The organism is Streptomyces sp. NPDC004732, from assembly GCF_040609235.1.
GTDB lineage: Bacteria > Actinomycetota > Actinomycetes > Streptomycetales > Streptomycetaceae > Streptomyces.
Window position 1 is genome coordinate 880395 of sequence record NZ_JBEXJR010000001.1, and the last position, 20780, is coordinate 901174.

At 72.5% G+C, this 20780-nt stretch carries 17 protein-coding genes; 4 read left to right on the plus strand and 13 right to left on the minus strand.

What is annotated here, in order from left to right:
- Positions 1–151 precede the first annotated feature (151 nt).
- Positions 152–2458: an MMPL family transporter gene (locus tag ABZV77_RS03595; RefSeq protein ID WP_356249816.1), complete on the minus strand. Its 2307-nt coding sequence runs from the start codon at positions 2456–2458 to the stop codon at positions 152–154.
- Positions 2459–2648: 190 nt separating this feature from the next.
- On the opposite strand from ABZV77_RS03595, the gene ABZV77_RS03600 reads away from it, so the two are divergent.
- From ABZV77_RS03600 to ABZV77_RS03615, 4 genes are all read left to right on the plus strand, one after another.
- A complete protein-coding gene (locus tag ABZV77_RS03600) occupies positions 2649–2978 on the plus strand; it encodes a winged helix-turn-helix domain-containing protein (protein WP_356249818.1) in 330 nt (109 codons plus the stop codon).
- A complete protein-coding gene (locus ABZV77_RS03605; RefSeq protein ID WP_356249820.1) occupies positions 2978–3217 on the plus strand; it encodes a hypothetical protein in 240 nt (79 codons plus the stop codon). The genes ABZV77_RS03600 and ABZV77_RS03605 overlap by 1 nt, the downstream gene beginning before the upstream one ends.
- A 200-nt stretch (positions 3218–3417) precedes the next feature.
- A complete protein-coding gene (locus tag ABZV77_RS03610; protein ID WP_356249822.1) occupies positions 3418–4086 on the plus strand; it encodes a TrkA family potassium uptake protein in 669 nt (222 codons plus the stop codon).
- Entirely contained in the window at positions 4086–4763 is a 678-nt protein-coding gene (locus ABZV77_RS03615) for a TrkA family potassium uptake protein (protein WP_356249824.1), read from the plus strand. The genes ABZV77_RS03610 and ABZV77_RS03615 overlap by 1 nt, the downstream gene beginning before the upstream one ends.
- 145 nt (positions 4764–4908) lie before the next feature.
- On the opposite strand, the gene ABZV77_RS03620 is transcribed toward ABZV77_RS03615, so the two are convergent.
- The 12 genes from ABZV77_RS03620 to ABZV77_RS03675 all read right to left on the minus strand — a co-directional run bounded on the left by ABZV77_RS03620 (position 4909) and on the right by ABZV77_RS03675 (position 20730).
- Complete coding sequence (locus tag ABZV77_RS03620) at positions 4909–5649, minus strand: DUF3159 domain-containing protein (RefSeq protein WP_356249826.1); 741 nt, start codon at positions 5647–5649, stop codon at positions 4909–4911.
- A 3-nt stretch (positions 5650–5652) separates the two neighbouring features.
- Positions 5653–6051 (minus strand): OB-fold nucleic acid binding domain-containing protein, encoded by a 399-nt coding sequence (locus ABZV77_RS03625; RefSeq protein WP_306335097.1) that lies wholly within the window; start codon positions 6049–6051, stop codon positions 5653–5655.
- A gap of 106 nt (positions 6052–6157) precedes the next feature.
- A complete protein-coding gene (locus ABZV77_RS03630; protein WP_356250180.1) occupies positions 6158–6841 on the minus strand; it encodes a response regulator in 684 nt (227 codons plus the stop codon).
- Between the two features lie 53 nt (positions 6842–6894).
- The gene (locus tag ABZV77_RS03635) at positions 6895–9441 is read right to left on the minus strand and encodes a sensor histidine kinase KdpD (RefSeq protein WP_356249828.1); all 2547 of its coding nucleotides are present in this window, start codon (positions 9439–9441) and stop codon (positions 6895–6897) included.
- A 141-nt stretch (positions 9442–9582) separates the two neighbouring features.
- On the minus strand, positions 9583–10251 hold the full coding sequence (locus ABZV77_RS03640; protein ID WP_356250182.1) for an ABC transporter ATP-binding protein: 669 nt from the start codon (positions 10249–10251) through the stop codon (positions 9583–9585).
- 124 nt (positions 10252–10375) lie between these two features.
- Entirely contained in the window at positions 10376–11596 is a 1221-nt protein-coding gene (locus ABZV77_RS03645) for an alginate lyase family protein (RefSeq protein ID WP_356249830.1), read from the minus strand.
- A gap of 105 nt (positions 11597–11701) precedes the next feature.
- Complete coding sequence (locus ABZV77_RS03650; RefSeq protein WP_356249832.1) at positions 11702–12655, minus strand: ABC transporter ATP-binding protein; 954 nt, start codon at positions 12653–12655, stop codon at positions 11702–11704.
- On the minus strand, positions 12645–15326 hold the full coding sequence (locus ABZV77_RS03655; protein WP_356249834.1) for a hypothetical protein: 2682 nt from the start codon (positions 15324–15326) through the stop codon (positions 12645–12647). The genes ABZV77_RS03650 and ABZV77_RS03655 overlap by 11 nt, the downstream gene beginning before the upstream one ends.
- Positions 15327–15433: 107 nt before the next feature.
- The gene (locus ABZV77_RS03660; protein WP_356249836.1) at positions 15434–18694 is read right to left on the minus strand and encodes an ABC transporter permease; all 3261 of its coding nucleotides are present in this window, start codon (positions 18692–18694) and stop codon (positions 15434–15436) included.
- Positions 18695–18834: 140 nt separating this feature from the next.
- Positions 18835–19605 carry a DUF3710 domain-containing protein gene (locus ABZV77_RS03665; RefSeq protein ID WP_356249838.1) on the minus strand — a complete coding sequence of 257 codons (771 nt, stop codon included), beginning with the start codon at positions 19603–19605 and terminating at the stop codon, positions 18835–18837.
- A gap of 1 nt (position 19606) precedes the next feature.
- The gene (gene dut, locus ABZV77_RS03670) at positions 19607–20146 is read right to left on the minus strand and encodes a dUTP diphosphatase (protein WP_356249840.1); all 540 of its coding nucleotides are present in this window, start codon (positions 20144–20146) and stop codon (positions 19607–19609) included.
- On the minus strand, positions 20146–20730 hold the full coding sequence (locus ABZV77_RS03675; RefSeq protein WP_356249842.1) for a PaaI family thioesterase: 585 nt from the start codon (positions 20728–20730) through the stop codon (positions 20146–20148). The genes dut and ABZV77_RS03675 overlap by 1 nt, the downstream gene beginning before the upstream one ends.
- Between the last annotated feature and the right edge of the window lie 50 nt (positions 20731–20780).

Genomic DNA, 20780 nt, shown 5'->3' on the forward strand with positions numbered 1-20780 from the left:
GTAAGCGTTCGAATGGGGGCGCGCCCACCCACCACCCCCAACTGCTCCGCTTATCTGCCTTGTGCGATCCTGCGCCCCGCCGAATGGGCGGGGCGCGCCTGCGGAGGGAGGACGGGGGCGCCTTCGGCCAAAGGGCGGGGAGTGCCTCCGGCTAATGGGCGGGATGCGTCTGCGAAGGGGCGGGGCGCGGCTCCAGAGAGGCGGGGTGCGGCTCCGGAAGGGCGGGGTGGTCCTGGACGGCGCGTGCCTCCGCGGCCCGCGCCTCCGCGCGCCGGATCGCGCCGGACGGCCACCAGGCGGCGCGGCCCAGCAGGAGCAGCGCGGCGGGCAGGATCATGACGCGGATCACGAACGCGTCGAGCAGGACGGCCACCGCGAGGACGAGGCCCATCTGCTTCATCTCCAGGATGTGCAGCATCACGAAGCTCGCGAAGACGGTGACCATGACGATCGCCGCGCTGGTGACGACCTTGGCGGACGACGTGATGCCGTCGATGACCGCCCGGCGCGTGGGCACGCCGTTCAGGGCTGCTTCGCGGATCCGGCTGACCACGAAGACCTGGTAGTCCATCGAGAGCCCGAAGAGGATCACGAAGAGGAAGAGCGGCACGCGCGAGGAGATTCCGCCGAGCGAGATGAAGGAGAGCAACTCCTCCGCCCAGTCGCCCTGGAAGACGAGGACGAGCACGCCGAGCGCGGAGCCGACGGAGAGCAGGTTGAGGACGACACCGAGCAGTCCGAGGACGACCGAGCGGAACGCGAAGACCGTCATGACGAAGGTCATCAGGAGCAGGAAGCCGAGGACGAGCGGCAGTTTGTCGTTCTGATGTCCTACGTAGTCGACGCCGCGCGGCACCTCGCCGGTGACGGCCGTCTCCACGCCGGACAGCTTGCCGACGGTCGCGGGCAGGTAGGTGTGGCGGAGGTGGTCGAGTGAGTCTTCAGCCTTCTTCGAGTACGTCGGGTGCGGAACGTTGAGTTCCAGTGTTGTGGTCCTCCGGTCCTCAGAGGAGCGGACAAGCGGAGTACCGGAGGAGTCCCGGTCAGCCGGGCGCATGAAGAGCGGGTCCGCATACGCCTTGCGGTCCAGCTCCCCCAGCGCCGCCCGTACGTCGTCGGCCTGCGAGGCCTCGGCCCGCACCACGACCAGGTGCCGCACCCGCTGCTCGGGGAAGGCCTCGAGCAGCCGGTCGTACCCCTGCATCGCCGCAATGTCACGCGAGAAGCTGTCGCGCGCCGGGTTCTTGAGGTTCATGTCCAGTGCGGGCAGCGCGAGCCCCAGCATCACGAGGACCGAGAGGCCGAGGGTGAGCGCGGGGCGCTTGCGGGCGGGGGCGAGCAGCAGGCTCCAGGCGCGCCCGGGCTTCTTCTCGCCGTACGTCCGGACCGGCTTGCCCCGTGCGACCCGCTTCGCCGTGCGCCGCTCCGTCCGGCGGCCGAGCTTGACCAGGAGCGCGGGCAGCACCGTCACCGAGCTGACCACGGCCACGGCGACGACCAGGATCGTGCCCGTGGCGAGCGAGTCGAAGATGACGTCACGGGCCAGGAAGAGCGCCGTGGTGGAGACGATCACCGCGAGTCCGGAGACCACGATCGCGCGGCCCGCCGTCGCCGCGGCGGCCTCGACCAGCGCCTCCGAGGTGAGGCGGCCGCCCGCGCGGGCCCGCTCCTCGCGTTCGCGCTTGAGGTAGAAGAGCGTGTAGTCGACGCCGACGGCCATGCCGATCAGCAGGATCATGCTCATTCCGACGCCGGTGTCGGGCAGCAGGTGCGAGGCGACCATCGCCAGGCCCATCGTCGCCATGATCGAGGTGACGGCGAGCAGCAGCGGTACGCCGACCATGACGACCGAGCCGAAGACCACGGCCAGCGTGATCAGCGTGATGGGCAGCGTGATCGCCTCGGAGAACTGCAGGTCCTTGTTGCGCTGGTCGTCGACGCCCTTGCTCACGGAGGCGTCACCGGTCTCCTCGATCACCAGGCCCGGGTGGGCCTTCGCGGCCGCCGCGGTCTGGTCCTGGAGCGGCGGGACCCTCTCCTGGTCGTCCTGCTCGGTTCCGGTGAGCTCCACCGGGATCCGCAGGACTCGTCCGTCGGCCGAGGGCACCGGGGCCTTGACCGAGGCGACCTCGGGCAGCGCCTTCATCCGGGCGGTGATGTCCTTGACCGCGGTGGCGGCAGCCGCCTCGTCCAGCGGGCCGGGCCTGCTCATCGAGCCCGACGCGGCGCGGATCAGCACGTGTTCCGTGGACCGCAGCGGGATGCCGCCATCGGTCGCCAGGGCCTCGGCCCGGCCCGCCTCGCCGACGCGGAAGTCCTCCGACGTCGCGCTGTTCATGCCCGCGGCGATCCCGCCCCCCAGGCAGAGCACCACGAACACCAGCCAGCCGATGACCGCCCGCCACGGGTGCAGTGCGCTCCACCGGGCCACGCGCACCGTGACCGATCGCTTCCTCATGACCATCCCCGCCTTTACGACTCAATGCTTCATGTGTAAGCGGAGACTGACAGGTGAAGGAATGAGCCGTCAACTGTCATTCGGCAACGTGAGAGGCGGCGGCCAGAGGCGGATCGGCCCGGATTGACAGTCGATCCCGCCATGCGTAAGTCTTGGCTGACAGGTTTCGGGACCAGCGCGAAGGCGGGCCATGGACAGCGCGGAGCTGCTCGCCTTCCTCTCCGCCGTCGGCCACGCCCAGCGGATCCGGATCATCACCGAGCTCGCACCGGGGCAGCTGTACGTGAGCGAACTGGCGCGGCGGCTCGGCGTCTCCCGCCCCCTGCTCTACATGCACCTCGAACGCCTGGAGAAGGCCGGCCTCGTCGTCGGCCGCCTGGAGCTCTCCGACGACGGCAAGGCGCTCAAGTACTTCGAACTCGCGCCGTTCGACGTGCGATTGAATGTGGACACGATCCTCGCGGCCGTCCGGGAGGACGCGTCGGACGAGGCCGGACAGCAATCATCTGAGGGGTCTTGATGGACGACGTGATCATTCCGGTCGCCTTCTTCCTGATACTCGCCGGCGCCGTCGTCGCCGTCGCGTACTTCCAGACGCAGCGCAACCGCGACCGCGACAAGCAGTACGCCGAGGCCATGCACGAGTACCGCCAGGTCGTCGAGCGCGCCAGGTCCGAGCAGGAGTCGACCCGCCTCCAGCTCGTCGAACTCGGTCACCGTCTGCAGAACGTCGAGGGCCTGCTGCGCAGCGTGGACTGAGCTCTCACCTCCACCGGCCCCTTTCGCGTCTCCTTGAGGGAGGACGCGGGTGAGTGCAAGGGGCCCATTGCGGCTTAAGCTCGTCTCTTGGCAACGCCGCACGCTGTTGCCCCGTGGTTGCCCGGCAGAGTGAGAGAGAAGAGTGAGCACGATGTTTTCGCAGGTCAGCGGGATGACCAGGAGTGCGGGGTAAAGGACAGGTGCACATCGTCATCATGGGCTGCGGGAGAGTCGGCTCCGCTCTCGCCCAGAACCTGGAACAACAGGGGCACACGGTCGCCGTCGTCGACCAGGACCCCACGGCCTTCCGCCGCCTCGGGTCCGGGTTCGGCGGCCGCCGCGTCACCGGCGTCGGCTTCGACCAGGACACCCTGCGCGAGGCCGGTATCGAGGAGGCGGGCGCCTTCGCAGCCGTCTCCAGCGGCGACAACTCGAACATCATCGCCGCACGCGTGGCCCGCGAGATGTTCGGCATCGAGAACGTCGCGGCCCGCATCTACGACCCGCGCCGAGCCGAGGTCTACCAGCGCCTGGGCATCCCGACGGTCGCCACGGTCCGCTGGACCGCCGACCAGATGCTGCGGCGGCTGCTGCCGTCCGGCGCCGAGCCGCTGTGGCGCGATCCCACCGGCGGCGTGCAGCTCGCCGAGGTGCACGCGTCGGCGGCGTGGATCGGACACAAGATCAGCCAGCTCCAGGAGGAGACCGGCGTGCGCGTGGCCTTCCTCACCCGGCTGGGCGAGGCGGTCCTGCCGACCTCCCAGACGGTCCTGCAAGAAGGCGACCTGGTGCACGTCATGATGCGCACCGACCAGGTCGACAAGGTCGAAGCCGCGTTCGCCGAAGGCCCTGAGGAGGGCGGTCACTGATGAGGGTCGCCATTGCCGGAGCCGGCGCGGTGGGACGTTCCATCGCCGGTGAGCTCCTGGAGAACGGCCACGAGGTCCTTCTCATCGACAAGGCGCCGACCGCCATCTCGGTCGAGCGCGTTCCGCAGGCCGAGTGGCTGCTCGCCGACGCCTGCGAGATCACCTCTCTCGACGAGGCCGCGCTGCAGCGCTGCAACGTGGTGATCGCCGCGACCGGCGACGACAAGGTCAACCTGGTCGTCTCGCTGCTCGCCAAGACCGAGTACGGCGTCCCGCGGGTCGTCGCCCGCGTGAACAACCCGAAGAACGAGTGGCTCTTCAACGAGTCCTGGGGCGTCGACGTCGCGGTCTCCACGCCGCGTCTGATGTCCGCGCTCGTCGAGGAGGCGGTGAGCGTCGGCGACCTCGTGCGCCTGCTCCGCTTCAGCCACGGCGACGCGAACCTCGTCGAGCTGACGCTGCCGCCCGAGTCGGCCCTCGCGGGCACGCAGGTCGGCGACGTCCTGTGGCCCGAGGACACCTCGCTGGTCACGATCATCCGCGGCACGCGCGTCCTTGCGCCGACCGCGGACGACTCCCTGGAGGCGGGTGACGAGCTCCTCTTCGTGGCGGCCCAGGCCCGCGAGGAGCAGCTGGAGGACCTGCTCTCGGTGCGTCGCGAGGATGCGGTGGGCTGAGACCGCCCCGGCGGACGGTGACAAGCGAACAGCGATGAGGGGGCACCCGGAAGGTTCCGGGTGCCCCCTCATTCGCAGTGCGGCGCCGTCGTGGCTGGGCGCGCAGTTCCCCGCGCCCCTGAAGCTCGCCCCTGCGGGGCCGGCTTCACGCGTCGCGGCGTTCCCGCTCGCGCTCCGCCTTGCGCTCCTCCTCCGCCTTCTCCGCCGCTTCCATCTCCGCGAAGACGTCGATCGGCGGCGGGGCCTTCGCCAGGAAGACCCAGGTCAGATAGACGGCGAGCAGGAACGGCGGGATCTTCAGGGCGATCAGGACCCAGCCGAACTGCGTGGTGTCCGCCCACCAGTACAGCGGGAAGAGGATCGCGCACTTGGCGAGCAGGATCAGGCCCCAGGCCCAACTGGCCTTCGCGTACGCCTTCTTGCGGCCCGGGTTGCGGGTGCGCCAGGAGAGGTTCTCCTTGAAGACCGGGCCGAGGATGAGGCCGATCAGGGGCACGCCCGCGAGGGTCGTGATCATGTACGCCAGGGCGAGGCCGAGGGTGTACAGCATGCCCGGCAGGTAGAAGTCCTTGGCGTTGCCGGTCATCATCGCGAAGACCACACCGAAGGCGACGCCGAAGACGCCGCTGAAGGCGTGCTTGACGGTGTCCTTCATGACCAGCCGGATCACGACGAGCACCAGGGACACCGCGAGGGCCGCGATGGCCGACATGTGCAGGTCCTTGTTGATCGTGAAGATGGTCACGAAGAGCAGGCCGGGAACGACGGTCTCCACCATGCCCCGAACACCGCCGAAGGCTTCGAAGAGCGCTGCCTCGGTCACGGCCCTGGAATCTGCGTCCTGGTCCGCGCTCCCGTGGTCCGTCGGCTTGTCGAGGGACGTCACCGGCTACTCCCGTCCGAGGGGTCTGAGTTCGTATTTCGGGTTGAAGAGCACCCGGCGGCCCCGGCTCTCCGAGATCCGGCCGGACGCGATCAGCCTGCGCCCCGGTTCGATTCCCACGATGGAGCGCCTGCCGAGCCACACGACGTCCAGCGCCGCCGAGCCGTCGAACAGCTCGGCCTCCAGGGCGGGAACCCCGGCACGTGGCCGCAGAGTGACCGTGCGCAAGGTACCAGTAACGGTGACTATCTGGCGGTCGCGGCAGTCGCCGATACGGACGCAGCCCGCTGTCTCGGCGTCCTCCCGCAGCTCCTCCGACTCCAGGTCCTCCTGGGAGGAGGAGAGCCGGTCGAGCATGCGCCGGAAACGGCCCACCGGCTTGTCGGAACCAGAAACAGCACTCATGCAAGAAGCGTACCGGGGGGCGAGGACACTGGGGAAAGGGGTGCGCTCAGCTGTGCTTATGTCCGCTCAGTACCCGCTGTGGACCCCGCTGAAGCGACCGATCCGGTCACTTCTCGAACCGGTATCCCATTCCGGGCTCCGTGATGAAGTGCCGCGGGTGCGCCGGGTCCGTCTCCAGCTTCCGGCGCAGCTGCGCCATGTAGACGCGGAGGTAGTTCGTCTCCGTCCCGTACGAGGGCCCCCAGACCTCCTGGAGAAGCTGCTTCTGGCTGACGAGACGGCCGGTGTTGCGCACCAGGACCTCCAGGAGGTGCCACTCCGTGGGAGTGAGGCGTACGTCACGGCCGCCGCGGTTGACCTTCTTGGCGGCCAGATCCACGGAGAAGTCGCCGGTGTCCACCATCACGTCGTCGTCGCCCGTCCCGGTGGGCTCCGCCCTGCGCACGGCGGCGCGCAGCCGGGCGAGGAGCTCGTCCATGCCGAAGGGCTTGGTCACGTAGTCGTCGGCGCCCGCGTCCAGCGCCTCGACCTTCTCGTCCGAGCTGTGCCGGGCGGAGAGGACCAGGATGGGGACGCGCGTCCAGCCGCGAAGGCCCCTGATGACCTCCACGCCGTCCATGTCGGGCAGACCGAGATCGAGCACGATCACGTCGGGGTGGCGGGCCGCGGCGACCTGCAGCGCGGTGGCGCCGTCGGGTGCCGAGTCCACCTCGTACTTGCGCGCCTTCAGGTTGATCACGAGGGCGCGCACGATCTGCGGCTCGTCGTCGACCACGAGCACCCGGGTCATGCGTACCTGCCTTTCGGACTGCTGGTTCTGGGGCACGGCTTCTGCGTTGCGGGTCACGACGTGACCTGGGACGACAGCTCGGGACGGACCGGCGGGCGCCCGGCCGCCGCCCGCAGGGTGAGGACCATGGTCAGGCCGCCGCCGGGGGTGTCCTCGGCGGCGAGGGTGCCGCCCATGGCCTCGACGAAGCCGCGGGCGACGGCGAGGCCCAGGCCCACACCGGCACCCCGTGGTGCGTCACCGTAGCGCTGGAAGGGCGCGAAGATGCGGTCCTTGGCACTGTCGGGGACGCCGCGGCCGCGGTCCACGACGCGGATCTCGACGCGCTCGCCCAGCGCGCTCGCGGAGACCTTGACGGGCTCGCCCTCGGGTGCGTACTTCACGGCGTTCTCGACGATGTTGGCGACCGCCCGCTCCAGGAGGCCCTTGTCGACGGCGACCATGGGCAGCGTTTCGGGGATGTCCAGCTCCGCGCTGCCGTCGGGTACGCCGCCGAGCGCCATCGGAACCACCTCGTCGAGGTCGATCTCGCGGATCAGCGGGGTGACGGTGCCGGTCTGCAGCCGGGACATGTCGAGGAGGTTGCCCACCAGGTGTTCCAGCCGGTCGGCGCCCGCCTCGATGCCTTCGAGGAGCTCCGCCTCGTCCTCGTCGGACCACTCCACGTCGTCGGAGCGCAGCGAGGACACGGCCGCCTTGATGCCCGCGAGCGGGGTGCGCAGGTCGTGGCTGACGGCGGCGAGCAGGGCGGTGCGGATGCGGTTGCCCTCGGCGAGGGTGCGGGCCCGGTCGGCCTCGGACTGCAGCCGCTGGCGGTCCAGGACGACAGCGGCCTGCGCGGCGAACGCGGCGAGGACGCGGCGGTCCTCGGCGGGCAGCACCCGGCCGGAGAGGGCGAGCGCCATGTGGTCGCCGACGGGCATGTCGACGTCGGCGTCCTCGGGGCGCTCCAGCGGCCGCCCGTCGCCCGCGCTGCCCGCGCAGGTCCAGGGGTCGGTGTCGCCCGCGCGCTCCAGGAGGGCGACGGACTCCATGGCGAAGGTTTCGCGGACGCGTTCGAGGAGTGCTTCCAGGCTGGTCTCGCCGCGCAGCACGCTGCCTGCGAGGAAGGAGAGTATCTCCGCCTCGGCGCGCAGCCGGGCGGCCTGGTGGGTGCGGCGGGCGGCGAGGTCGACGACGGAGGCCACCGACACGGCGACGCCCACGAACACCGCGATGGCCACGATGTTCTTGTTGTTGGAGACCGTCCACAGGTGCAGCGGTGGCGTGAAGTAGTAGTTGAGGAGCAGTGAACCGACGGCCGCGGAGGCCAGCGCCGGGACCAGCCCGCCCACCAGCGCGGCGGCGACCGTGAGCGTCAGGAACAGCAGCATGTCGTTGGCGAGGCCCAGATCGGTGTCGATGTGGGTGAGCAGCACCGTCAGGGCGGCGGGCCCCGCGACGCCGACCAGCCAGCCCCAGATGGCCCGGGACCGGCCGAGGCGCGCGCCGCGGGCGACGGGCAGGCCGCGCCCCTTGGCGACCTCTCCGTGGGTGACGATGTGCACGTCCAGATCGGGTCCGGAATCGCGGGCGACGGTCGCGCCGACGCCGGGACCGAAGACGTACTGCCAGGTCTTGCGGCGCGAGGAGCCGAGGACGATCTGGGTGGCGTTGACGCCGCGTGCGAAGTCGAGGAGGGCGGCCGGTATGTCGTCGCCGATGACGTGGTGGAAGGTGCCGCCGAGGTCTTCGACGAGGGTGCGCTGGACGGCGAGTTCCTTGGGGGACGCGCCGGTCAGGCCGTCGCTGCGGGCGATGTAGACGGCGAGGATCTCGCTGCCCGAGCCCTTGGCGGCCATGCGGGACGCGCGTCTGATCAGGGTGCGGCCCTCGGGTCCGCCGGTCAGGCCGACGACGATGCGCTCGCGGGCCTGCCAGGTGGAGCGGATGTTGTGCTCGCCGCGGTACTGCTGGAGGTACTCGTCGACGCGGTCGGCGACCCAGAGCAGCGCCAGCTCGCGCAGCGCCGTGAGGTTGCCGGGCCGGAAGTAGTTGGAGAGGGACGCGTCGATGCGGTCGGACTTGTAGATGTTGCCGTGCGCCATGCGGCGGCGCAGCGCCTGTGGCGACATGTCGACCAGCTCGATCTGGTCGGCGCGGCGCACCACCTCGTCCGGCACCGTCTCCTTCTGCCGCACGCCGGTGATCGACTCGACGACGTCGCCGAGCGACTCCAGGTGCTGGATGTTCACCGTGGAGACGACGTCGATGCCCGCCGTGAGGAGCTCCTCGACGTCCTGCCAGCGCTTGGCGTTGCGGGAGCCGGGGACGTTCGTGTGGGCGAGCTCGTCGACGAGGGCGACCTCGGGGGCGCGCTCCAGGACCGCGTCGACGTCCATCTCGGTGAACGCCGTGCCGCGGTACTCCAGGTCCTTGCGGGTCACCTGTTCCAGGCCGTGCAGCATCACCTCGGTGCGCGGCCGGTCGTGGTGCTCCACGAAGGCGACCACGCAGTCGGTGCCGCGCTCGATGCGGCGGTGGGCCTCGGAGAGCATCGCGTACGTCTTGCCGACGCCCGGTGCCGCACCGAGGTAGATCCGAAGCTTGCCGCGTGCCATGGCCCCATTGTCTTCCCGAAACTGCTGTGTACGCAGCGTCGACCTTACGGCCAACAATTCCGGCAATACGGACGAGGGGGTACGGGAGTGCTCTCCTTGACACAACCCTGATGCCGACGGCGCGGGGCCCAGGAGCGCTGGTCAGTGCGTGATGATCTCGCCGTCGCGCAGTTCGAGGACCCGGTCGGCCAGGTCGAGCAGGGCCGCGTCGTGCGTGGCCACCAGGGCGGTGACGCCCTCGCTGCGGACCACCGCGCGCAGCAGCTCCATCACGGCGAGCCCGGTCTCCGCGTCCAGCTGGCCGGTGGGTTCGTCGGCGATCAGCAGGGCGGGCTTGTTGGCGAGGGCGCGGGCGATGGCGACGCGCTGCTGCTGCCCTCCGGAGAGCTCGCCGGGCCGCTGCTTGGCGTGGTCGGCGAGGCCGACGAGAGCAAGGAGGAGGGCGACGCGCTCCTCACGCGCGCGGGGATCGGTCTTGCGGAGCCGCAGGGGGACGCCGACGTTCTCTGCCGCGGTGAGGATGGGGATGAGTCCGAAGGACTGGAAGATGAAGCCGAGCCGGTCCCTGCGCAGCTCCAGGAGGCCGCTCTCGCCGAGCCCCGCGAGCTCCACGTCGTCCACTGCGATCTTCCCGTGGTCCGGGGAGTCGAGCCCGCCGACGAGGTTGAGCAGGGTGGTCTTGCCCGATCCGGAGCGGCCCTTCAGGGCGACGAGCTCCCCGCGCGGGACGGTGAAGGAGACGCCGCGCAGGGCGTGGACGGCCGCCGCCCCGGTGCCGTACGTCCGATGGAGGTCTTCTACGACGACCATGTTCTTGGCGTTTCCCGCGCCCACTCCCACCGACCACTCCCCCGTTTCGCCCCCGGGTGCGCGGGGGCCGGGCGCCAGTATCACCACCTGGCACCCGGCCCGACAAGGCCAGAAAAGTTCCGGCTCAGCCGGGATTGCCCGCGTGCGTCAGGGTTTCCCAGGCGACGAAGAGGTTGTTGGAGCCCGCGGGGCGGTTGCGTTCGGTGAGTTTCTGAGTGTTGGTCATGGTGTGGCCGAGGCGGCCCGCAAGGGCGTTGTAGCCGACTTCGGTGACCGGGCCGAGGCCCCGGTGGACCGTGCCCTTGCAGAGGGAGGCGGGCGGCGCCTCGCCCAGCTCGTACTTGGCCTGGAAGCCGAGCCCCTGGCGCAGCCGCTCGCCGACGTCCGTCGAGTAGAGGTCCTGGCCCTGGATGCGGCTGGTCTCGGCGACGTGGGAGATCGCGGAGAGGCCGTACCCGGTGTGGGTGAAGTCGCGGCAGGTCTCCTGGGTGAGGCCGGTGGTGAAGGTGCCCTGCCCCTGCCAGTACTTGACGATCTTCTCCCGGGTGTCGAGGTTCTGTTTCGGCGCGGTCTTCGGCAGCGGCCCGTCGGACGCGAGGTAGACGTAGGCGGCGGTGCGCGTGCGGAAGGTCGCCATCGCCTTGTCGTACGACGCCTTGTCCTCCAGGAAGACGGCGATGCCGACGGCGGCCTCCATCATCGACAGCTCCCAGTTCCCGTTGGAGTTGGAGCCGTTGATGACCTCGGGGAGGTAGACGTTGCGCAGCATCGTCGCGAAGCGGCCGGCGTTCGACCAGCCCCCGTCGTACGTGTACTTGATGATCTCGGCGGCGCGCGGCCAGCTGGACCCTGCCCAGCCGGTCTGCAGCGGGGCGTTGCTGTTGGTGTGGTCCTTGATGGTGGCCGACCAGGCGTCCATCAGCTCGATGGACTTCTTCGCGTAGCGCTCGTCACGCGTGATGTACCAGGCGAGGGCGGTGGTGTACGCGGCCGTCGCGTCCTCGCGCTCGTCGGTGCAGCCGTAGTTGGGGTCGGAGTAGGAGCCGCACTCCACGACCGCGCGGGGCTTCGGGGTGCGGGAGAGGGAGGCGTACTTGCTGCCCATCATCTGGTCGTAGGCGGACTTCCAGGGCTGGGCGCCCGCGGTGACCTTCTCGCGGGTGAAGTCCAACTGGCCCCGGGAGACGGTGACTCCGGGGTGGGCGAAGGTGCTGGGGGCGGCGGCAGGGGCAGCGACGGGGGCGGCCTCGGCCTTGCCGGTTCCGGGCCAGGAGACGAGCCCGGCGACAAGGGCGGCGGCCACGGAGGCTATGGCCGCTCCTACGGAGAGGCGTGACTTGGGCATGGGGGGGGACCATCCGTTCTCGTATGTGAACTTCAAGTGCCTGTCTGAACACGCGCGTTGGCCCGTGACCATAGGTACGGACCAGCCTTCCGTCAAGGCGTGAAGTTAGAGATCCTGCTCAGGGGCGCCCGAAGCGTCGGGCGTCTCGGCCACGGGCCCAGGCGCATCGGGCCACACCCCCACATGGTCCGGCTCCGCCGTCAGCCGTACGCGCCCCCGCAGCCCGTACCGCTCCACGTACTCCCCCGGCAGCTGCAGCCGCCCCGCCTTGTCCAGAACCGTGAACTCCTCGCCGATGCCGCCATGCTCACGGAGCGTCTCCGTGGAGGTCCGTCCGTCGCGGATGCGCACCGTGCGCCGGACCTGCTCCGAGACGAGGGGGTCGTGCGTCACGACCAGGACCGTCGCGCCGAGCTCCTCGTTGGCGCGGCGCAGGGCCGCGAAGACGTCCTCGCCGCTCGCCGTGTCCAGCTCCCCCGTGGGCTCGTCGGCGAGCAGGACGCGCGGGGCGTTGGCGGTGGCCACCGCGACGGCCACGCGCTGCTGCTCGCCACCGGAGAGCTCGTCGGGCCGCCGGTCGCGGCAGTGCGCGACGCCGAGTACGCCGAGCAGTTCGGCGGCCCTCTCGTGGCGGGAACGGCGGGGCACGCGCGTGTACTTCATCGGCAGCGCCACGTTCTCCAGGGCGGTCAGATGGGGCAGCAGATTGCGGCCGGTCTGCTGCCAGACGAAGCCCACCGTGCTTCTGCGGTAGCCGAGGCGTTCGCGGCGCCCCATCGCGAGCAGGTCGTGTCCCGCGACCTTCGCGCGCCCCGCGGTGGGCAGGTCGAGCCCCGAGAGGATCGAAAGGAGCGTGGACTTGCCCGACCCCGATGCGCCGACCAGGGCCACGCACTCGCCGTCCGCGACGACCAGGTCGAGGCCTTGCAGCGCCTGCACCTCGACCTCCTCGGTGCGGTAGACGCGGACGAGGTTGTCGCAGACGACCAGGCCCTCGTCGGCCGCGGGACGCCCCGCGGCGCGGGCCCGCGCCTCCAGTTCGGCCAGTTCAGTGCTCATCCGCTCTCCCGAGTCGCAGGACGGCGCCGAGGCCCCGGCGCCGCCCGAGCCAGGTCTCCACGCCCACCGCAAGGGCGACCAGGAGACAGAGTCCCGCGCCCAGGGCAGCGGTGAACAGCGCGTCCACGTGTCCGTCGGGCGCCACGGGCCCGCCGGTGAACTCCCGCAGGTCGAGGGCGGGTCCGAGCAGCGAGGGCAGCGCAAGGCCCAGCGCGACGCCGCCCGCGACGGCGGCCAGCACCAGGGGCAGGAGCTGCAGCAGGTGCAGCGCGGACGCGGCTCGCCCGCCGAGGCCGAGGGTGCGCAGATAGGCGGTGGTGAGCCCGCGCGCGGGGGCGGAGAGGAACAGTTCGAGCACGAGGGCTACGAGCGCGAGCAGCACGGCCAGTGCGGTGCAGGCGGTGTGCGCCACGGTCACGGCGGCGATCAGCCGGTCGTCGTCGGCCTCGGCCTGTTCCTCGGCGCGGATGCGGAGCTCGCCGCCGGTCGCCCCGGGAGCGGCCCGCGGTACGAGGGAACGCAACGCCTCGGTGTCCATCCGGGCGCCGTACAGCAGGAGTGCGGTCTCCTCGAACTCCGAGGCGGCGAAGGCGCGCAGGTCCCTGTTGTCGGCCACGAGGAGGTGCTGCCGGGGGACGGTGGCGCCGCGCACGGGGCCGAGTGCGGGGTCGCGCGCCGCGCCCTCCGGCAGCGTCCCGACGACCCGCAGCCGCGTCTTCTTGCCGAGCCGGGTGAAGGTGAGCAGGTCCCCGGCGTGCCCCTCGGAGGCGAGCACACGGATGTCGCGGCCACCGCCGCCCCTGGTGAGTCCGGCGTCGTGCAGCGCGCGGGCGGCGGGCGAACTCCCGGCCGCCTCGCGCAGCTTCGCCCCGTCCACGCCGACCAGGCTGGAGATCCCGTACCGTCCCCCGTCCCGCCCGCTCACCGGATCCACCCTCAGCTGCCGCACCGTCACCGTTTTCCGCACTCCCCGCGCGCGTGCCAGCCGCTCCGCCGTGCCACGGTCGCGCTCGGCCCCCAGGAAGGAGGCGTCGGCACCCGCCTGCCAGTCGGCCGTGGCACGCCGTCCCTCCACGAGCGTCCCCAGAACGAGCCCTCCGAAGACGGCTCCGGCGAGCGTCACCACAAGGACGAGCAGCGCGAGCCCGCGCGCGGGGGCCTCCTTGGCTGCACGGGACAGCGCGACCAGTGCCACGGTGCCCCGCCCCCGCGCCGACCACCGCGCCACCGCGCGGACCGGCCACGGATAGCACCGCACGAGGACGGCGACCGTCGCGAGCCCCAGCAGCACGGGCACTGCGGCGAGCAGCGGATCCGGTCCCGCCGCGCCTTCCGTGCCCCGGGTCCGCAGCGCCAGGACACCACCGGCGGCGAGCAGCAGCACCAGCGCCTCCACCACCAGCCTGCGCCCCGCGCCCCGCGGCGCCCGCTCCCGCAGCACGGCCCGGTCCCGCACCGCGGCCCAGGTGAGGACGGGCAGCGGCAGCCAGCACAGGAGAGCGACGGCCAGCCCTTTGCCGTACGCGGGTGAGCTCCCCGGCACCGCCGCCGCGGCCGCGCAGCCGAGGCCGAATCCGAGCACCACGGCGGGCGCGCTCTCCACCGCACGCCCCAGGGCGAGCCCGGTGGCCGACGCCCCGCGCGCCCGCCGCAGCCGGTCCCCGTCGAGGCGTCGGCGTACGACAAGGAGCGAGGTCACGACGGTGGCGGCGAGCCCCACGCCGAGCAGCGAGGCCGGTGCGAACGACATCACGACGCCCGCCTGCCGCCACCGGTGCCGGAACTCCTCGAAGACCTCGGTCAGTTCGGTGTCGCTCGTCATCTCCGTCGCCGGATGCGCTCCGAGGACGCACCACTCCCCGCCGTACGACTCGAAGTCGCAGAAGGCCTCCTCGGCGGCGGACGGATAGCGGGCCATGATCCGCTGGAACCGCCGTGCCCCGTCCTCCCCCAGGAAGCGGCCCGCGACCTCTTCCGTCAGGTGGAGCCGCATGTTCCATTCGACGCTGAGCTCGGCGTCCGCCTGGTTCTGCAGGACCTCGACGCCACGGGGCGCGACGAGTGCACCGGCGTCCGGGGCGGCGCCCGCCACGCCGGGCAGGGGGCGCACCAGCAGGGGCTGCTCGCTCCACAGCCGCTCGCCGTCCGCCGCGCCCCCGGCCCGGAAGACCCCGACGACCCGGCCCTCGGCCCGGACGTTCGTCAGTGCGCCGCCCTCCAGCCCGATCCGCTGCCCGACCCGCAGTCCGAGCGCGTCACGCGTCCGCTCGGACACGGCGAGCTCCACCACCTCACCCCGCTTCCGGGGCGCCCTCCCGGCGACGTACGCGGCCTTCTGCGGGGCGTCGGAGGCGTACACCAGGGAGAGCGTGACGCCGCCCGCCGTATCGCCCCGCACAGTGGGCAGTTCGATGCGGGTGGAATCGTGCACGAGGCCGCCGCGCAGCGAGTTCGGAGCGGCGTTCTCAAGGGCGGACGCGTAGCGCGCGAGATCGGCGCCGAGGTCGCTCTCCACTCCCGGAGAGGGCTGCTCCGGGCCGATCCGTGCGCTGTGCACCACACCGGGGGCCGCCCGCTGCGCCTGCTCGAACCGCCCGGCCAGCGCGTCCCCGCCGAGCCGTTGGAACAGCCCGGGTCCGGCGGCGGCCACGCCCACGAGCACGGCGGTCAACGCACCGAGCCCCACCCACAGAGGCGCCCGCTGCCACCACCCGCGCCGCCACACACCGCTCCGCGACCCCACGCGCCGCCGCACACCACCCCACGACCGCCCGCCCCTCACACGTCCTCCCCCGCCCGCAGCACCCGCGCCAGGTCCACCCGTCCCAGCACCCGCGCAGCCACCGTGACCACCGCGCAGATCACCGCTGTGGTCAGCCCTGCCGTCACCACCACCCGCACCCACGGCACGGACGCGGCCAGCTCGGGGAAGACCGGCTTCCCCGCCGCGTCGACCGTCACCACCGGCATGATCAGCGAGGCGAGGGCGGCCCCGAGCACCGTGCCGAGCGCCGCCGCCACCCCGGCCAGCGCCAACTGCTCGGTCCAGAGGTACGCGGCGAGCTGCCCGCGCCGCACTCCGAGCGCACGCAACAGTCCGAACTCCCGTTCCCTAGCCCGCGCGGAGACCACGGTATGCAGGGCGAACGCGATGACGGCGAAGGCGGGAGCGAGCACCAGGCACAGCACGAGCGCCCCTCGCGCGCCGCGCCGCAGCGGGTCGGCGGCCAGCGCCTCGCGGACGAGCGGCACGTCCACCGCGTGCCCGAGGCGCGGATCCCCCCGCACCGCCGCGAGGGCCGCCGACGCGTCCGCGCCCCTGACCCCCACCCACCACGCGCTCTCCGCCCCCGGCAACGCCCCGCTCAGCGCCCACTGAGCGGCCATGGCGCGGGAGTCGGCGAGCAGCCGCGGCCGATCGCGAGGCAGCCCGGGCAGCGCCGCGATCCGCCCGACGATCTCGACCCGTGCACTGCCGCCCGTGCTCCCCCGCACCGTCAGGGTGTCCCCGACCCGCACCGCCCCGGAGTCCAGCAGCGCGTCGTCGGCGAGCGCGGGCGCGGCCGGTCGGCCCTTGGCGCGGTCCGTGCCGAGGCGCACGCCCCACGTGGGGTACTTCAGGTCCCCGTCGGGCCCGCGCAGCACCGCGTCGATGAGCTTTCCGCTGCCGGGGCGGTCGGCGCACAGGACGGGTCCTGGCGCCTCTCCGGAAGGCTGCTGCCCCTGGTCGCTCCCCGGCGCCTCGCCGCGCTCCCGCTCGCCCCGCTCGTCCCGCGGACACCCCGCCACGCTCCGGTCGGGCTGGTCCGCCCGCAGATCGCGCCACCGCGCTTCCCGTGCGAGCCCCGGCACCTGATCGACCGTCAGCCGGTATGTCCTTCGCACCCGCTCGCCGACCATGCTCAGGTCGATCTGCAGGATGCGTATCCCTTCGCCGCGCGCCCCCACCCTCAGGGGCAGGGTCCTGGTGCCGCCCTCCTTGATGACGACAGAGCTGGAGTGGGTCAGTCCGTCACCGTCTTCGAAGAAGACGGTGAGCCGCACGGGCACGACGGTGCCGCCCCCGTCGGCCGACATCCGTACACGGAGGGGCAGTTCCTCCTGCGAGCCCCGACCGGCCCGCTCCACCGGCAGCCCGTGCTCCGGGATCCGCTCCCCCAGTGGCGCCACGAGCTCCCGCACGGGCCGGTCCGCGAGGTCCCGGCGCAGCAGAGGAGCGGGCCCACGCCTCGTGTTGATCCCGGTGACGGCCACCGCGTCCTGCTCGACGTACCCCTCCGTAGTGACCACGGGCGTGACGGACTCGGCACCCGGCAGCGCCTCGTACGCGGCGCGCCGCTCGCCCGGCGGCACCCCGTCGCCCGGCTCGACGCGCAGGTCGGCGCCGACCTGGAAGGCGGCCTGGTCCCGGTCGCCCCGGTCGAGGACGGCGAGCGCAGTGGCGCTCAGGGCTGCGACGGCGAGGGCGAGCGTCACCACCAGGGCGGGCCCCGCGTGCCGGGCCGCCCGGCGGCCGATCTGCCAGCCGCCGAGCGGCAGGACGAGGCCGCGGCCGCGCCGCGCGAGCGGGTCGACGCCGCGGGCGAGCAGCGGCAGGAGCCGCAGCACGAGCAGCGCGGCCGCCACGGTCATCGCGACGGGGGCGAGCACGAGCACCGGGTCGACGCCGCTGCCGCCGGTCACCGGCGAGCGGTACTGCCGCAGTTGCAGCCAGCCGAGCACGGCGACCGCGGCGAGCGCCACATCGGCCCCGAGGCGCTGGACCCCCGCGAACCGCGCGATCCGCAGCCGGAGCCGGGCCACCGCCCGCCGGTCCCGCACGACCCGCACGGTCGGCACGAGCACCCCCAGACCGTGCACGACGAGGGCCGCCAGGGCCGCCGCCCACCCCGGTCCTGTCACCGCCGACGCGGGCATGTCGCCCTCGATGAGCCCCGCCCCTTCGAGTACGTGGAGCAGCGGCCCCGCGAGGAACGGCGCGGCCAGCGCGGCGGGCACGGCCACGCAGGCCCACTGCCCGGCGGCCGACAGGGCGAGCCGCCGGGTGCCCGCCCCGCGCGCGGCCAGCAACGCAAGCTCGGGGCGCCGGTGTTCGGCGAGCTGCCGTGCGGTCAGGACGAGGGCCGCCACGGCGAGGGCGGCGAGGAGCGTCGCGGGGACGTAGAGCCCGGCGCGGGCCACGGCGATCGGCGTGGAGAGCCGGTCGAGGGCTCTGTGCAGCCCGGCCGACAGCCTCAGATCGCCCCCGCCGACCGCTTCGCTGCCCGCGAACCGCCCGACCCGCTCCCGCAGCGCCTCGATGTCCCCCAGTCGCAGCCCGTCCGTGCGGGGCACCCCGAGCCACAGCGCCGTGGCGTCCCCCGCGAGGCCCTGGTCGCCGGTGAAGGCCCGCTGGGGCACCACCGCGATCGTGTCGGGCGTCCCGAACGTGCTGCTCAGCGAGGCCCACAGGGCGGGCGCACGCCCTTCGGCGGCGTACAGCCCGACGACCCGCATCGGCACCGGCCGTTCGTCGGCGCCCCGCACCGTGAGCCCGTCGCCCGGCCGCACGGCGAGCTCCGCGGCGGCCACCTCGGTCAGCGCGACCTCCACCGCCCCCGCACCGGACCGCGGCCACCGCCCGGCTACCAGCGAGGCGTGCCGCTCCGCGCCCTGGAGGGCGACGACGGAGACGGTGGCGTCCTCGCGCGGACGGCCCGCGGCGGCGGTGACGGCCAGTTCGTTGTTGCGGGCTGCGGGCGCCCGCAGCGCCGACCAGGTGCGGTGGGGCACATCAGCGTACGTGCGGTCGAGCGCGGCGCGTACGTCCTCGGCCAACTCCCGTGCGCCGTGCGCCCGGTAGGAGCCCGCGACCTCGACGACGGCCTCACGGTCCCCGGCGAGCCTGCGCTGGACACCGCCCTCGACGGCCTTCTCGGAGAGCGCCGCCAGCGCGGCGAGCACCGTGGCGGCGAGCAGCACGGCGAGCCCGGCCGCGCCCAGCACAAGACCGTGCTGCCTGCTTCCCCGCACCGCCGCGGGCAACCGCCGTCGCCTCACCGCACCGGTCTCCCCCCGAGTGACCGGCACAGTATGGGCGCACGCAAATGTGGCCCGCAATGGTCCGGACGAACCGGAACCACCACGGGCCACAGAGCAGTTGAGGCGCGGTCAGCGCGCAGCGGGCGGCACCCGGAGGGTCAGCGCACCTCGGTGATCTCGGGGCCGCGCTGGAGCTGCCCCATGCCGCCCGAGAAGCGCGAGCCCTCCTGCTGCTCCTGCTGGACGCCCTCGGCGACCATCTGCGCGTCGTCCGGCAGCTTCAGGACGATCGGGTCGCGCGGCGCCATCGGGCCCTCGCCGCGCACGACGACGGTGTCCCGGAAGATCTGCTCGAGCAGACCCGCGGCCTGCGGCTGCACCGCACCCTGGCCGGAGATCACACCGCGCAGGAACCAGCGCGGACCGTCGACGCCGATGAAGCGCACGACCTGCACCCCACCCGTGCCGTCCGGCAGCTGCACCGGCACCTGCGCGCGCAGCTCCCAGCCGAGAGCGCCCTCGACCTCGTCGATGACACCGCCCTGCTGGGTGATGCCCGAGGCGATCTCCTCGCGGACCTCGCCCCAGATGCCCTCCTTCTTGGGGGCGGCGAAGCCCTGCAGCTGGATGGCGCTGTCCTGGAGCACGACGGTGGCCGCGACGATCGCGTCGCCCGCGACCTCCACCCGCAGCTCCATGCCCTCGACGCCGGGCACGAAGAGCCCGCCGAGGTCCACCCGGCCCTCGCCGGGCTCACGGACCTCCGCGAGGTCCCAGGGACCGTCGGGGCGGGGCTCCGGCTCGAGCCTCACGCGCGACCGTGCGGCGCCGGAGTCGGCGGACTCGTGACTTTCCACGCCGTCGACGACCTGCTCGTCCGCGCCCGCCGCGTCCTCGGCGGCACTGTCCTTCTTGCGACGTCCGAACACGTCACTGTCCTTCCCGGTCGGATACGACCGATGCGTATCGATTCCCACCCGTTTGTTCGCCCGGGCCGATGCCCGGACCGCTGCCCACGGCGGCATGGCCGCCGGTGGACCCGAAGCCCCCCTCGGCCCGCGCCGATACGGGAAGCTCCGCCACCTCCTGGAAGCGGACCTTCTCGACCTGCTGGACGACCAGTTGGGCAATCCGGTCGAAACGCTCGAACCGCACGGCCTCGCGCGGGTCGAGATTCACCACGATCACCTTGATCTCCCCACGGTACCCGGCATCCACCGTCCCCGGGGCATTCACCAGGGCGACACCGCAGCGGGCCGCGAGCCCCGAACGGGGGTGCACGAAGGCCGCGTACCCCTCCGGGAGGGCGATCGACACCCCGGTGGGCAGAACCACCCGCTCACCGGGCACCAGTTCACAGGATTCCGTCGTCCGCAGATCGGCACCCGCGTCACCGGGCTGCGCGTACGCGGGCAGCGGCACCTCGGGGTCGACGCGCCTGATGAGTACGTCCAGCTCCTGGAAGGGCATCAGGGATTCACCTCGAAGGCGCGGGCGCGCCTGATCTGGTCCGGGTTGTTCATGGCCGCCTGGATCTCCTCCGGGCGGCCGTTGTCGATGAAGTGCTCGACCTTCACCTCGATGAAGAGGGCGTCGGCACGGACCGCGACGGGGCCTTCGGGGCCGCCGATGCGCCCGGTGGCGGTCGAGTAGATCTTCCGTCCCGCGACGGCGGTGACCTCGGCCTCCAGGAACAGCACGGTGCCCAGCGGAACGGGCCGCACGAAGTCGGTCTCGAGGCGCCCGGTCACGGCGATCACGCGCAGCAGCCAGTTCAGCGAGCCCAGCGTCTCGTCGAGCGCGGTGGCGAGGACCCCGCCGTGGGCGAGGCCCGGGGCGCCCTGGTGCGCCTCGCGCACGGTGAACTCGGCGGTGACCGCCACGCCCTCGCCGGCCCGCGCCGCGAGGTGCAGCCCGTGCGCCTGTCCCTCGCCACAGCCGAAACAGTGCTCGTAGTGAGCACCGATGAGCTCGCCGGGGGCGGGTGCGTCGGGGTGGCGGACGGGCGCTATGGCGTCGGCCGGGGGCGTCAGAGCTGCAGATGTACCACTCACAGGCGCAGACCTTACCTCCGCGTCAGCGCGGTCACCGCACCGTGCCAAGC